This window comes from Aquimarina longa SW024, from assembly GCF_001401755.1.
GTDB lineage: Bacteria > Bacteroidota > Bacteroidia > Flavobacteriales > Flavobacteriaceae > Aquimarina > Aquimarina longa.
Genome location: NZ_KQ474100.1, coordinates 182,427 through 196,394, shown reverse-complemented (window position 1 = coordinate 196,394; position 13,968 = coordinate 182,427). Strand labels below are relative to the sequence as shown.

Genomic DNA, 13,968 nt, shown 5'->3' with positions numbered 1-13,968 from the left:
TTTACACAATGAAAGTATTAGCAAACGACGGGGTATCCCAAAGCGGAATTGAAGCTTTAGAAAAAAAAGGATTCGAAGTTTTGACAACTACAGTTGCACAAGATCAGTTAGTCAATTATATTAATGAAAATGAAATTTCTGTACTATTAGTCCGTAGTGCTACCAAGGTGAGAACTGATATCATTGATAACTGCCCTTCTCTTAAGATCATTGGTCGTGGTGGTGTAGGGATGGATAATATTGATGTTGCTTATGCTCGTGAAAAAGGATTGCATGTAATTAATACTCCTGCCGCATCCTCTGGATCTGTAGCAGAACTTGTTTTTGCTCATTTATATGGTAGCGTACGTTTTTTACATGACTCCAATCGTAATATGCCTTTAGAAGGAGATAGTAAATTTAAAAACCTGAAAAAAGCATACGGAAGTGGTATCGAGTTAAGAGGTAAAACCCTTGGAGTAATTGGTATCGGACGTATAGGACAAGCTACTGCAAAAATTGCTATTGGAGTTGGTATGAATGTTATTGCATATGATCCGTTTATCGATGAAATAGAAATTCCTTTAGAATTCTTTGACGGACAATCACTTAATTTCAAAATTAAAACAATATCTAAAGAAGAAGTTCTTAAAAATTCAGACTTCTTCACATTACATGTCCCTGCACAAAAAGAGTATGTAATAGGAAAACCTGAAATTGAACAGATGAAAGATGGTGCAGGAGTTATTAATGCTGCTCGTGGTGGTGTAATTGACGAAGTAGCACTAGTAGAAGCTTTAGAAAATGGAAAATTAGGATTTGCAGGTCTTGATGTATTCGAAAATGAACCTAATCCTGCAATCAAAGTACTGATGAATAATAAAATATCGCTAACACCTCACATTGGTGCTGCTACAGGAGAAGCTCAAGATCGTATAGGTCAAGAACTAGCTGAACAGATTATTCAAATACTAAACTAATTAATAATTCTAAAATATAGTAGTGTAAGTATTACCAAATACTTCTTAAACTCCATTTTAATGATTTAAAATGGAGTTTTTTTTGCTTTTCATCCTACTAAATGGTTTTTCACCTTTTTTTTACTAAAATAAAATTATTTTAGAGTTTAAATTCTAGTATTAAAAATGTAAATTTAGGTTCATAAAAAATAATATTAGCTATGTCTGGAATTTTAGATCTATTAAATAGCCCAATGGGTAAACAAATTATTAACGGCGTAAGCTCACAAACAGGGCAATCTACCGATAAAACTGGTAGTTTATTAAGTATGGCAATGCCTGTATTAATGGGAGCTATGCAGCGTAATGCATCTACACCAGAAGGTGCTTCTGGATTATTAGGAGCAATAACAGGAAAACATAATGGAGGGATTCTAGATAACTTAGGAGGTTTATTTGAAGGAGGAGTTGATCAAAGTGTTACTAATGATGGAGCAGGTATTTTAGGTCATATTCTTGGAGGTAAACAACCTGCAGTAGAAAATGCTCTAAGTCAAAAATCAGGAATTGATGCAAGCTCTGTTGCACAAATCCTTAAAGTTGCCGCTCCTATATTAATGGGAGTCTTAGGAAAACAAGCTTCACAAAACAATGTAAATGATACTAATGGATTATCAGACTTATTAGGAACAATGTCTGGAGGAGCTAAAGGTTCACAACAGCAATCACTAATAGAATCTTTTTTAGATGCTGATGGAGATGGAAGTATACTTGATGATGTTGCAGGAATGTTATTAAGTGGTAGTGGTAAAAAAGGAGGACTTGGTGGTCTATTAGGAGGTTTATTTGGAAAATAAAATAACTTTTATTAACTTTAGATTTAAGTTCAACAAAAGCTTACTAAAAATTTAGTAAGCTTTTGTTTTAACCAACTATCCCCATTATGAAAAACCTACTAATCTTAGTACTATTTCTATATACTACTGCTACTATTGCTCAAATTGATGCCAATGCCCTACTAGGATTACCAGAGGCAACAACTACAAACATAAATAGTATTCCAACAGCTACAATAAAAGAAGGTGTTTTGATATTTGATACGGTCAAAAAAAAAGTATTTCAATTTAATGGAACTGAATGGAAAGAACTACTTGAATCTCCATCTGTATTACCCAAAATAGGAAACTATACTCTTATAGAGTCTGACAACAGAAATATTTTAACTTTCGATAGTACTACAGATATTACCTTAACAGTTCCTGCAGGACTTCCTATAGGTTTTAATGTTAGTATATATCAAATTGGAAATGGAAAAGTAACAATATCTGGTGCTGGAGGAGTAATTATTAAAAATAGGTTACTTAGATTTAAAACAGCTGGATTAGACGCAGGAGTTGGAATTGTATCAACAGATACCAACATTTTTCATATAACAGGGGACCTAAAAAGAAACTAAAATCATGAAAAAAATAGTCTTTTATATACCTATTTTTTTTTCATGCCTTTGTTATGGTCAAATAGATCAATACAATCATTTTCCAACCATGAGGCCTTCTCATATTCTGGATGCTAAATTAACTACGATCAGTTTTGCTCTTTCTTTTCGAGTATTAGAATCTGATTATAATGGACCTCTCGTTCGCCTAAGAAGAAGCAGTGATAATGCTGAGCAGGATTTTGGGTGGTCAGATAATGATATTGTAGATGTAGCAGCAATTGATACATGGAGAAGTGGTTCAGATGTATTTGTAGTCATTTGGTACGATCAAAGTGGATTAGGTAGAAATGCAATTCAAAATACCAATAGTTTTCAGCCTCGTTTTATAACAGATCTTACTAGACCATATTTCTTTGGAGATGGTATTGATGATCGGTTAGATATTAACACGAGTATACAGGTTTTAACAAATGCTGGAATTAATGGCTCTGTTTTCACTATTATATATACTACTTCTAAAGGACAGTTTTCATTTGGAACCAGACAACCCGGTGTTAATCGTAATAGATGGTCTACTCATATCAATTGGAGCAACAATAACATGTACTTTGATTCCGGAATTTGCTGTGATGGAGTTCGTTCAGTAGCTAATACTAACAATCAATGGCAACAATTATCCTTTATCCGAGCTAACATCGTACAAACTATTAGAAGATCTGGCACAATACTTAGAACCGGTAATTATACAAATGGTCCATGTACTGCTACTAATGGTTTTGGGATACTGTATACTAATGGAAATAATTCACAATTTGCAACAAATAGATTTACAGAATTAATTATGTATCAAATGGATATTAGTCTTTCTGATATTCAAGAAATTGAAAATAATCAAATTGATTTTTGGAATTTATAATTTCTACAACATTATTATATATATTTTTTAAATATCTTTAAAAAATATGAAAAACTTCATTTACATATTTATTCTAGGAATTTTTATCATTAGTTGTGCTACGACAAAAACAAAAAATATGGATACAGCCTCTACTGATGCTGATACAGATACTATAAGAATAGCAAATGACAGTCTGGAGTACGAAATTATGATTATTGAGCCAGGGTTTAATTCATGGCTTGTAACTCAAAGACCTAGAGGTTTTTATGGAGAGGCTTTTCTAGAAAATAGAAATCGAATATATGTTACAGAATATAATCAACGTGTGTTACAACCACAACGATTTGATCCGCTGCTATATGAACAACAAATTAACTATGATCCTGCTATTCATTATGGTTATGAAGTAAATTATCTCCTTTATAATTATTTTATATATTTTGAACGACAATATCGACAACGATTTATTGCTACAAGAGGGCAACGATATTGATTTAAATTCTTTTTAATTGTATTTTTACCACATGCAAAAATTCAAGGAACGTTGGGAGATAAAACATAATTGGCAACTACTATTCCCTATATTAGGAATAGCAAGCCTATTATTTTCTTCATATTTAATTAGTAAATACCTCTTAAATTCAATATATCAACCTGTTGATAGTATATATATAGGTTTATTATCTGCTATAATACTATTTCTTACTTTCCTATTCCTATTCATTACTCTAAAACTTTTTAGTGTTTTAGAAACCAAATGGAATGTTAGCTATAGATGGGAACTCATTGCAATTTTTATAGTTTTTGCTATAACTGGTTCTACTGCTGCACGTATCTCTGATCCTATACTTTCTATCTTAGGTTTACATAAGGGAATTAACAGTTGGATTTACTGGCCTATAAGAATATTACTTATATTCCCTATATATCAAGTACTACTCCTTATAGTAGGGTGGATATTTGGTCAATTTAAATTTTTCTGGAATTTTGAAAAAAAGATGTTACGTAGAATGGGATTCGCTCGTTTTTTAAAAGATTAAGAAGCATCCACTTCAATAGTATCTTTTACATTCTCTTTTTTAAAAACATAGGTATATACCCACATTATAGTAAATGTCGGAATAACATCTAATCCTGGTAATGCTTCTTCTACAAGTGTAAATACTCCCGCTGCTTTTCCAACATTTCCTTTATACATTTTGGTCATTAACCAAGCTGCCAAAGGAGCCCATATTACATCTGCAAATTCTAGAATTCCGGGAATTACATAAGTAAGCATCCCTAATCCGTCAAAAAGTAAACTTAATCCAAGCTTTTTGTATTTATCTTTAATCATATTTTAATAGTAATAGTTTTATTATTAATATACTAAAAAATAATACAAAGAGTATTCCAAAAATTTATTATCCTAGGTCAGCTGTAATTAGTCTCAAAAACTCTGTACGTGTTTCAATCTTTTCAAACTGGCCTCTAAAACCTGAAGTTGTTGTAACAGAATTTTGCTTTTGTACTCCACGCATCATCATACACATATGAGAAGCTTCAATTACTACGGCAACGCCTTTTGGCTTTAAGGTAGTATTAATACATTCTAAAATATCATGAGTAAGTCGTTCTTGTACTTGTAGTCGTCTAGCAAATACATCGACAACTCTAGGTAATTTACTTAATCCTACAATATGACCATTAGGAATATAGGCTATATGTGCTTTCCCAAAAAATGGTAACATATGATGCTCACATAATGAATATAGTTCTATATCTTTTACAATAACCATATCATCATATTCTTCTTTAAACATAGCTCCTTTTAGAATTTCTGCGGGATCCTGATGATATCCTTGAGTAAGAAACTGCATCGCTTTTGCTGCTCGTTCTGGAGTTTTTATAATACCTTCTCTCTTTACATCTTCACCTAGATCTTCTATAATAGATTCAAATTTTTCTTTTATTTCTTCAGTGACTTTTATATTATATTCTTCTAAGTTTTTATATAGCATAGTAATTAATCCTGTATTTCTTTTCTCAATTTATTTTTAAAGGTACTATTTAATTTATTAAGTTTTGGGTTTATCACAAATTGACAGTACCCTTGACTACTGTTTTGATTATAATAATTCTGATGATATGGTTCTGCACTATAAAATGGTCCTAATTCTGTTATCTCAGTAACAATAGAATTATCAAAAATACGGTCATTTTTAAGTTCTTCGATAATTTGTTCTGCTATTTTCTTTTGTTCATCATTTAAATAAAAAATAGCACTTCTATATTGTGTACCACGATCTGCTCCCTGACGATTTAATGTAGTGGGATCATGTGTAGCAAAAAATACTTCTAATAGTTCTTTATAAGTAATCTTCTTAGAGTCATATTGAACTTTAATCGCTTCGGCATGCCCTGTTCTTCCGGTAGTTATTTCTCGATATGCTGGATTTTTAATAGTGCCCCCAGTATACCCAGACTCTACCTCATAGACCCCTTCTAAGCGCTGAAAGACAGCTTCTGTACACCAAAAACAACCCCCTGCAAATACTGCAATTTCATTAGTATCTTTATTCATAATATTATTTTATACAACTAAAAAAACATAGATAGTGACTTCTTAGCTCGTATTAGTCTTTATATAGTAACAAAACTTACTTTTTTACAAGTAACTAAACATAAAATACTCATAATAAGATCAGCATGCAAATTTAGGAAATTCAACTATTTATTCACTAAAACTTAGTTATATAAATATATCATTTAAATAGCTAAATGGTTAAAAAAACAGTCTTCTTTAGTGATAATCTTGGGGGTTTTGACGATATTGATTACTTTCACTTTTTTTAAGCTGAAAAAACAAATGATCATAGCAGATAATATTCATAAATACTATGGAGATCTTCATGTATTAAAAGGAGTTAATCTTCATATCGAAAAAGGAGAAATTGTTTCTATTGTAGGAGCTTCCGGAGCAGGAAAAACTACTTTATTACAAATTTTAGGTACACTGGATCATATCAGTGAATCAAAGAATAGTAATTTATCAATTAATAAGACCAATATTAATGGATTATCACAGAAACAGCTTTCAAAATTCAGAAATGAACTATTAGGTTTTATTTTTCAGTTTCATCAATTATTGCCTGAGTTTACTGCTTTAGAAAATGTATGTATTCCTGCTTTTATAAAAAAAACGCCTAAAGCTCAAGTAGAAAAAAGAGCTAAAGAACTTCTTGATTTCTTAGGTCTTTCACATCGATATCATCACAGACCGAAAGAATTATCTGGGGGAGAGCAACAACGTGTTGCTGTAGCCCGAGCTTTAATCAATAACCCTAGGGTGATTTATGCAGATGAGCCATCAGGAAACCTAGATAGTGAAGCTGCAGAAAATCTACATCAATTATTTTTTAAACTTAGGGATGAATTTGGTCAAACTTTTGTAATCGTAACACACAATCAAGATTTGGCAAATATGGCAGATAGAAAATTGGTTATGGTAGATGGGAAGACTTTAGGATAAATAATAACAATTATATCTGTTTAATTATATAACATTAAATTAGAGCATTAAAAAAGCTGCCAAAAAAGGCAGCTTTTATTATTTTCAAAGTTCTTAAAGATTTTTACCTGCTATATAAATATCGTATAGCAGTTTTATCATTGCTGTTAAAAACTCCATTCTCATAACCTGTAGAGCAAGAAATCATTATCGAAGTCCTATCAATATTACGTGGAGTTCCTGGAACATGAATAGCTCCAATATAATTATTATTCTCATCATATTCTCCTTCATTGTTTCCATCACATGATCTTGCAAACCAATCTGTATGACGTAAACCAATGCAATGCCCCATCTCATGAGTTATTACATGTGTGGTATATATAACTCCTCGCCTAGCTACATCAGGTCCTATTTGCGCCCATTTATAAGCTCTCCCTCCTGATGGAAAACCTGCTAATCCTCCAGAACCTAGATCTTCACGAACATATACTACTAAATCAGCAGCTCTGTGATTAGTACCAAACGTAAGCCTCATATTAAGTGTTGTATTTAAGTTATTAAAATTGGCAACAGCTCTCTGTAATGCTTGTCTTCCTGTATTTGACAGAGCATTACGACCACCTGTATATCCTAATACATCAATAGTACGATTATTTCTAGAAATAAGAGCTTGAGTATGATACTGTTTGGCTCTATTACTTCCTGATTCTAAACTTTGCTGACTTAAAAGGTCTGTTACTGGTATCACTAGATCAGTACCATTAACAAAATAGTCTTCTACACTACCATCTAGATTTTCTATAGTCTTAATAGAAACACTTTTTGTATTAACTCCCATTTCTGATAATTTAAGAAGTTGCTCTTTTGTAGGAGTAGTATCAACTTCATTCACTTCTGTAGTAACTTCTTCTTTTTGGCAGGAAATAATACATCCTGCTACGATTGCGCTTAGCGCTAATAATTTGATAGTTTTCATAATTATTTATTGTTGAGTTTGTGCTAATTATAGAAATCAAAACAGCTTCTATAATTTTAATTAAAAAATTTAGATCATAAGAACTTTGAAAATCTTATTTTTTCTATACTGTTTCTGATATAAAACTTTAAAAGAGAAATTAAAAATATCAGATCATCTAAAAAATTTGTTTTTTTTATATGTAATCATTCGATATAGTAATCGCTAAACTTATAATTACATTTTAAAAAATTTATAAAAAAATGATATCTGGTAGACCGTATTTTGATAGACTGTTTTTTTTACCAAAAATGGAATTTGGTGTAATAGGAAGAATATTTTCATGGCTTAGTGAGTTTGTGTTAATAATGCTAAATTGAATAAAAAAAATGCTGTAATCAACAATTCAATGTCCATTTACATGATTTAAGATGTCATAAATCATTTTCATAAACACAGTAAAACAATATTTATCAAGTATTTAATCCTTTAGCATATAATGATGGAGACACTCCTACAATTTCTTTAAAATTTTTATAGAAGGAAGCTCTAGAATTAAAACCAACTTCATTAGCTATTGCAGAAATGCTAAATTTCTCATGCCTATTCATAGACATTAATTTCTTAAACTCTTCTATTCTATAATGATTAATATAGTTATTAAAGTTCTTATGAGTTACTTTGTTTATTGCTTTAGAAATTAACCGTTCTGATAATTTAATATCTTTTGCTAAAATTTTTAAACTAATTGAAGGGTTTACATACGCTTTAGTTTCTAATAAGTATTTTTCGAGAATGGTCATCACCTTCTCTAACTCTTGCATAGTCTCTTTTTCCTCTATCTTTGATGAAACTATATTCATGATATTAATCTGTATTAAACTAGCTATAGTAATATAATACAGTGACAATAAATAGGTAGTTATAAAAATAGTACGTATGTACTGGTTTTCAGGAAACACTTTTAATACATATGATTGTATATTGAAAAAAATACATATGACACAAAAAACCGTTAACCAATTTAATGATTTAAACTTGGTTACTTTATAAAAATATGGTAGTGCCTTTTTATGTTTTATATTTATCTTAATTATCAAAATTGAAAATATGATAATATATAGTGATGAAATGATGTCAATTATTTTTAAAAAACTTATTTTTTGTAAAGTAATATGTATTTCAGGATTATATATCACTAGAATAAAAAATACTGATAACAGTAGAAATTCTAAAATTGCAGGAATATAATAATAAAGTCTCTTTCTTATAGTAATCCCTGTAACCTCTATAGCGTAGAAAAACAAGAAATTCATACTTAAAAAATCAAAGCGTAATGGTATATAATACACCATAGGGTGCTTAATAAATTTACTTATAAAATATAAAATCACTTCAACAAATAAAGTGGCAAAAAAATAAGATAAATATCTATTAACTCTTATCTTATGAGATCGATAAAAATATAAAACAAGACAGATAACAAACGTTTGTAAGCCACTTATCAAGAATAAATAATCTAAAATTTTCATTTTATATACCTTTAAAATCACTAACAGACTAAGCGCCTTTATAGATAGTTCAATAATAATGTTAATTTAATCCCTAATGTATAAATTTAATACCGCATGATGACAAGTATGTTAATTTTTTAACACATTAAAGCATTCTGTTAAAAAAAATAAAATTATTATTACTTATATTAAGTAATAATTAAAGACCTTTATTCTACTATAAAAATATTACGTAATAGTATTCTACTGTGAAAAAACTTAGTAAAACTGAACTCAAAGAATTTTTAGACGAAAAAGCTTTTTTATACGAACATCCTAAATTCATTGAAACAGACCCTATACAAATCCCACATTTGTATACTCAAAAAAAAGATATTGAAATTTCTGGATTTCTAACAGCTATTATTTCTTGGGGAAATCGAAAAAGTATTCTAAATAATGCACACAAGTTGATGAATCTTTTAGAAAATACTCCTTATGATTTTATAATGAATCATACTACAAAAGATCTTCAAAACTTAGAAGGTTTTGTACACAGAACATTTAATAGTATTGATCTCATCTATTTCATAACTGCATTACAACATCTATATATAAAATATGATAATCTAGAGGCTTTTTTTACTCCCTATAAAATGGAACATACATTACAGACAGCTATTCATGATTTTAAAAAAGAATTCTTTTGTCTATCACATCAAGTTAGAACAGAAAAACACATTAGTGATCCTCATAAAAATTCAGCTGCCAAGAGAATTAACATGTTTCTAAGATGGATGGTTAGAGGTCCTAAAGGAGGAGTAGATTTAGGAATCTGGAGTCACTTATCCCCTGCTCAACTATCGTGTCCATTAGATGTACATTCTGGAAATGTAGCTAGAAAATTAGGACTACTTAAACGAAAGCAAAATGATGGGAAAGCATTATTAGAACTTGATACTAAATTAAGGTTGTTAGATGCTAATGATCCAGTCAAATATGATTATGCTTTATTTGGTCTTGGGGTTTTTGAAAAATTCTAAACGTAGAACAATTCTAAATAATAACACTAGATTTACATTAAAAATATTTAAATAACCTTTCGCTAACAAATATAAAATACCTTCATAAGATTGTTGAGGCATGTCATAAGCTAAATTTGCGAAAACACATTTTAAATCCACACAATCATGAAAAATTACTTTTTAATTGCTGCTTCAGCATTTGCTCTTATTTTGTCTTCATGTGATCTAGATGATAACACAGGAAACCCAACACCTCCTAATGACAAAATCAAATTAAAAAATCATTCTGTTTCCCCTGTTTTATTAAAAAAGACTTCTGAATTTTCAGATATAGATATATATAATTTACTTTCCTCTGAGGATACCTATATTCCTAATTTTACTTATGGGTCTATGGCAGATGGTGCAGGATTACTTAGTAATCAAGACGGAACATATACTTTAATAAATAATATAGAAGCTGATTATTCTATTGCCAGAATCACATTAGATGAAACTTTTAAACCTGTAAAAGGAGAACATATTCTTAATGCTGTAGCTACAGCAAATACAGCTCAATGTTCAGGATCTTTAATTACTCCATCAGTACATGGTTTTGGTCCTTTATATCTTTCTGGTGGTGAATGGGGAGGAACTTCTAAAGGAGTTTTTGCTACTGATCCATATAAGGATGCATCAGCAGCTTCTGCTCCAAGGATGCTATCAGCTTTAGGACAATGGTCTACTGAAAATGCTGTAGCATTGAGTAAACGTGCATATTCTAATAAAACTGTAGTATTTATAGGGGATGATAATAGTAATAACGAAGTACCTTCTGGACAATTAGGAATGTATGTAGGTGAAAAAGGAGATTTAGAAAATGGTAAATTATATGGTCTAAAAGTTACTGCTGCTAATGTAACTTATGAAATGGATATGGAAGAAGGAGTTGCTTACGATATGGAGTTTGTAGAATTAACTGAAAAAGATATTGATTTACTAGATGCTGAAGCTAAAGAAAAAGGAGTGATGGGATTTTCTAGATTAGAAGATATCGATTGGAGAAGAGGAAATAAGGAAAGTAATAGTAGAGAGGTATATTTTGCTGTAACTGGTAGAGATAAACCAGGATTAGTAGGAAAAGGAACACGCTCTGGAAGAATCTACAAAGTAGAGTTAAACAAAACAAACCCTTATGGAGCTGGTAAAATAACATGTATACTAGATGGAGATAAAGTAGGTGGTACAGCCGAAGCTTTTCATAGTCCTGATAATATTTTAGTTACCGAAAACTATGCTTACATCCAAGAAGATCCTAATGGAATAGAAGATTTTAAACCTGCCGCAGATCATTACTCTAGATTATATCAATATAATTTAAATACTGGAGCATTAAAAGTTGTATTAGAATGTGATCAGGCTAAAGCTGCTACAGCTGGATATGGAAATACTAATAAAATATGGGAAATAACAGGTATGATTGATATCTCAGATGTTATTGGTGTAGACGAAACATTCTTAATGATTACACAAAATCATGGATGGGAAAGAGCCAATGGAGTACCATTTACAGATCCTACAGCAAATCCTGATATTGCAAATAGTAGAAAAGAAGGAAGTATGCTTTATATCATCAAAGGATTAGATCGATAGATAGTATGATTTCAATTTTATTAAAACATAACAAAGAGGCTTATTTTATGATAAGCCTCTTTATCATATCGATCATTTTTTCTTCTTGCTCTAAAGAAGTTAAAACAGAAAAAACACCATTCAATATCCTTATGAAAGAACAATTCACAGAGGATATTTCTATGGCTATTACTTTTTTGGACAGTGCAAAAAATAATACTACCAATATCAGAGAATTTTTTTTAGAATCTCGTAAGTTTTTTAAAAAAATAGAACCCATCTTAGCTTCACTGGATATTGAAAATTATAGATTCTTAAATCAACCAAACATTTTAAAAGTCGAAGAAGAAGATTATACTGATATTAAAATAAATAAGCCTAGCGGATATCAGGTTTTAGAAGAAGAAATATTTACTGATAGTATTGATACTACTACTATAATCAAACATTTAGAATTAGTATCTAATCGACTAAAATTAATTAAGAAGAATGCTAGTTTTAAACACCTAAAAACATATCATTTCTTATGGCTTTTTAGAAAATCTGTAATTCAGATAGCATTAACAGGAGTAACTGGTTTTGATTCTCCCGTATTAGAAAACTCATTAGAAGAATCTAAAATAGTTTATCAAAGTTTAAAAACATATCTATCTATTTTTGAAAATGAATTTAAAGACCCAGATCTTTTAAAAAAATGGAATGATGAAATAGATACATCGATTAAAGATTTAACAGCCAATTTTAATACATTCGATCGCTATAATTTTATTAAAAATCATACTCACAAACAACTAACCCTTTGGAATCAGACTGTTTCTGATTGGCATGTAAGTTTTCCTTTCGAACTAGCTATTAAAAACAATGCAACATCACTTTTTTCTGCTAACACCTATAATCATACATATTTCTCTGATAAAAATTCTGGAGAAATGACTCCTGAAAAAGTAGTATTAGGGAAAAAGCTGTTTTATGATAAAAATTTATCATCAGGTAAAAAAATGAGTTGTGCTACATGTCATCATCCCGATAAAGCATTTACTGATGGTTTAAAAATTGGTATGGGAGTAACTCGTAATACCCCTACTATGCTATATGCTGGTCTACAAAAATCTTTTTTTTATGATAAAAGAGCAGGAAGTTTAGAAGGTCAAATCATTGCCGTAGTAGAAAATAAAAATGAATTTCATACAGATCTAGAATCTTTAGTAAAAACAGTATTACAAGATACATTATATATTAAAAATTTTAAAGACGTTTTTAAAAATAATACAATTGATAATTCTAAAATCAGAAATGCTATAGCAAGCTATATAAGAAGTTTAGCGCCTTTTAATTCTAAATTTGATCGTAATATCAATTCTATAGAAAATACACTTACCCAAAGTGAGATTAATGGCTTTAACCTTTTTAATGGAAAAGCTAAGTGCGCTACATGTCATTTTGCTCCTGTATTTAATGGTACAGTCCCCCCTAACTATCGAGAATCAGAAATCGAATTAATTGGAGTACCAGAAAAAAATGATACTATTAACGCAACCATTAGTAAAGACTTAGGAAGATACAATGTATATAAAACTCCTGAGAGGAAGCATTTTTTTAAAACTTCGACTGTTAGAAATGCTAGTAAAACAGCTCCGTATATGCATAATGGAGTATATACTACATTACAAGAAGTTATGGATTTTTATAATCGCGGAGGTGGAGCTGGTATTGGTATTGATAGTAAATATCAAACCTTACCTCCCGATCAATTAAACCTTACGAAAAAAGAAATAAAAGATATCATTGCTTTTATTGAAGCTCTAGAAGATAATCTCTCAGAATATTGATTAATCCTATATAACCATATTATTTTTTAAGTTACTATTAGGACTATGCATTTTTTATTAAAGTTCAGCAAATAACTATTTGTTGAACTTTTTTTGATATATCAGTTTTTATTTTGAATCATATGTAACTAAGAACCGGTTTTGAAGTTTTTGTTAATTATATTAATAAAACTAAATTTAGTTAATCATTAAATTGATATACTAGTATATTTAACAAACAATATTATGGTTATACCGTAAAAAAACTATATAATGACAATTAATTCATTGTATGTAACATATTTTTGT

The 13,968-nt window shown here is 29.9% G+C and carries 15 protein-coding genes; 10 read left to right on the top strand and 5 right to left on the bottom strand.

Features of this window, described 5'->3' with window-relative positions:
- Positions 1–8: 8 nt before the first annotated feature.
- From N456_RS13430 to N456_RS13405, 6 genes are all read left to right on the top strand, one after another.
- Positions 9–959 (top strand): D-2-hydroxyacid dehydrogenase, encoded by a 951-nt coding sequence (locus N456_RS13430; protein WP_062058029.1) that lies wholly within the window; start codon positions 9–11, stop codon positions 957–959.
- Positions 960–1,159: 200 nt separating this feature from the next.
- On the top strand, positions 1,160–1,795 hold the full coding sequence (locus N456_RS13425) for a DUF937 domain-containing protein (protein ID WP_062058026.1): 636 nt from the start codon (positions 1,160–1,162) through the stop codon (positions 1,793–1,795).
- An 86-nt stretch (positions 1,796–1,881) separates the two neighbouring features.
- Positions 1,882–2,394: a hypothetical protein gene (locus N456_RS13420; RefSeq protein WP_062058023.1), complete on the top strand. Its 513-nt coding sequence runs from the start codon at positions 1,882–1,884 to the stop codon at positions 2,392–2,394.
- Between the two features lie 4 nt (positions 2,395–2,398).
- Entirely contained in the window at positions 2,399–3,292 is an 894-nt protein-coding gene (locus N456_RS13415) for an arabinofuranosidase catalytic domain-containing protein (protein WP_062058020.1), read from the top strand.
- Between the two features lie 46 nt (positions 3,293–3,338).
- Positions 3,339–3,767, top strand: coding sequence for a DUF6146 family protein (locus N456_RS13410; RefSeq protein ID WP_062058017.1), 429 nt, complete (start codon positions 3,339–3,341; stop codon positions 3,765–3,767).
- 31 nt (positions 3,768–3,798) lie between these two features.
- On the top strand, positions 3,799–4,314 hold the full coding sequence (locus N456_RS13405; protein WP_062058014.1) for a DUF6787 family protein: 516 nt from the start codon (positions 3,799–3,801) through the stop codon (positions 4,312–4,314).
- On the opposite strand, the gene N456_RS13400 is transcribed toward N456_RS13405, so the two are convergent.
- From N456_RS13400 to msrA, 3 genes are all read right to left on the bottom strand, one after another.
- On the bottom strand, positions 4,311–4,610 hold the full coding sequence (locus tag N456_RS13400; RefSeq protein WP_062058011.1) for a hypothetical protein: 300 nt from the start codon (positions 4,608–4,610) through the stop codon (positions 4,311–4,313). The two genes, N456_RS13405 and N456_RS13400, sit on opposite strands and share 4 nt — an antisense overlap.
- 67 nt (positions 4,611–4,677) lie before the next feature.
- On the bottom strand, positions 4,678–5,274 hold the full coding sequence (gene folE / locus N456_RS13395; RefSeq protein ID WP_062058008.1) for a GTP cyclohydrolase I FolE: 597 nt from the start codon (positions 5,272–5,274) through the stop codon (positions 4,678–4,680).
- A 5-nt stretch (positions 5,275–5,279) separates the two neighbouring features.
- Positions 5,280–5,837 carry a peptide-methionine (S)-S-oxide reductase MsrA gene (gene msrA, locus N456_RS13390; RefSeq protein WP_062058005.1) on the bottom strand — a complete coding sequence of 186 codons (558 nt, stop codon included), beginning with the start codon at positions 5,835–5,837 and terminating at the stop codon, positions 5,280–5,282.
- 285 nt (positions 5,838–6,122) lie between these two features.
- Here msrA and N456_RS13385 point away from each other — a divergent pair, with 285 nt between their 5' ends.
- Positions 6,123–6,785, top strand: a complete 663-nt coding sequence (locus N456_RS13385) for an ABC transporter ATP-binding protein (RefSeq protein ID WP_062058002.1) — start codon at positions 6,123–6,125, stop codon at positions 6,783–6,785.
- Between the two features lie 103 nt (positions 6,786–6,888).
- Here N456_RS13385 and N456_RS13380 read toward each other — a convergent pair whose 3' ends face one another.
- Together N456_RS13380 and N456_RS24495 are read right to left on the bottom strand one after the other, a co-directional pair.
- Positions 6,889–7,743, bottom strand: a complete 855-nt coding sequence (locus N456_RS13380; protein WP_062057999.1) for a M57 family metalloprotease — start codon at positions 7,741–7,743, stop codon at positions 6,889–6,891.
- A 452-nt stretch (positions 7,744–8,195) separates the two neighbouring features.
- Positions 8,196–8,585 (bottom strand): helix-turn-helix domain-containing protein, encoded by a 390-nt coding sequence (locus N456_RS24495; protein WP_158447890.1) that lies wholly within the window; start codon positions 8,583–8,585, stop codon positions 8,196–8,198.
- Between the two features lie 899 nt (positions 8,586–9,484).
- On the opposite strand from N456_RS24495, the gene N456_RS13370 reads away from it, so the two are divergent.
- The 3 genes from N456_RS13370 to N456_RS13360 all read left to right on the top strand — a co-directional run bounded on the left by N456_RS13370 (position 9,485) and on the right by N456_RS13360 (position 13,680).
- Positions 9,485–10,258 carry a TIGR02757 family protein gene (locus N456_RS13370; protein ID WP_062057993.1) on the top strand — a complete coding sequence of 258 codons (774 nt, stop codon included), beginning with the start codon at positions 9,485–9,487 and terminating at the stop codon, positions 10,256–10,258.
- Between the two features lie 147 nt (positions 10,259–10,405).
- Positions 10,406–11,872 carry a hypothetical protein gene (locus N456_RS13365; protein WP_062057991.1) on the top strand — a complete coding sequence of 489 codons (1,467 nt, stop codon included), beginning with the start codon at positions 10,406–10,408 and terminating at the stop codon, positions 11,870–11,872.
- Between the two features lie 131 nt (positions 11,873–12,003).
- Positions 12,004–13,680, top strand: coding sequence for a cytochrome-c peroxidase (locus N456_RS13360; RefSeq protein ID WP_240315532.1), 1,677 nt, complete (start codon positions 12,004–12,006; stop codon positions 13,678–13,680).
- Positions 13,681–13,968: the final 288 nt, after the last annotated feature.

What these genes read in the sequence shown, in the direction of transcription:
- N456_RS13430 (WP_062058029.1), top strand. Translation starts at nt 9, where the DNA reads ATGAAAGTATTAGCAAACGACGGGGTATCCCAAAGCGGAATTGAAGCT.
- N456_RS13425 (WP_062058026.1), top strand. Translation starts at nt 1,160, where the DNA reads ATGTCTGGAATTTTAGATCTATTAAATAGCCCAATGGGTAAACAAATT.
- N456_RS13420 (WP_062058023.1), top strand. Translation starts at nt 1,882, where the DNA reads ATGAAAAACCTACTAATCTTAGTACTATTTCTATATACTACTGCTACT.
- N456_RS13415 (WP_062058020.1), top strand. Translation starts at nt 2,399, where the DNA reads ATGAAAAAAATAGTCTTTTATATACCTATTTTTTTTTCATGCCTTTGT.
- N456_RS13410 (WP_062058017.1), top strand. Translation starts at nt 3,339, where the DNA reads ATGAAAAACTTCATTTACATATTTATTCTAGGAATTTTTATCATTAGT.
- N456_RS13405 (WP_062058014.1), top strand. Translation starts at nt 3,799, where the DNA reads ATGCAAAAATTCAAGGAACGTTGGGAGATAAAACATAATTGGCAACTA.
- N456_RS13400 (WP_062058011.1), bottom strand. Translation starts at nt 4,610, where the DNA reads ATGATTAAAGATAAATACAAAAAGCTTGGATTAAGTTTACTTTTTGAC.
- folE (WP_062058008.1), bottom strand. Translation starts at nt 5,274, where the DNA reads ATGCTATATAAAAACTTAGAAGAATATAATATAAAAGTCACTGAAGAA.
- msrA (WP_062058005.1), bottom strand. Translation starts at nt 5,837, where the DNA reads ATGAATAAAGATACTAATGAAATTGCAGTATTTGCAGGGGGTTGTTTT.
- N456_RS13385 (WP_062058002.1), top strand. Translation starts at nt 6,123, where the DNA reads ATGATCATAGCAGATAATATTCATAAATACTATGGAGATCTTCATGTA.
- N456_RS13380 (WP_062057999.1), bottom strand. Translation starts at nt 7,743, where the DNA reads ATGAAAACTATCAAATTATTAGCGCTAAGCGCAATCGTAGCAGGATGT.
- N456_RS24495 (WP_158447890.1), bottom strand. Translation starts at nt 8,585, where the DNA reads ATGAATATAGTTTCATCAAAGATAGAGGAAAAAGAGACTATGCAAGAG.
- N456_RS13365 (WP_062057991.1), top strand. Translation starts at nt 10,406, where the DNA reads ATGAAAAATTACTTTTTAATTGCTGCTTCAGCATTTGCTCTTATTTTG.
- N456_RS13360 (WP_240315532.1), top strand. Translation starts at nt 12,004, where the DNA reads ATGAAAGAACAATTCACAGAGGATATTTCTATGGCTATTACTTTTTTG.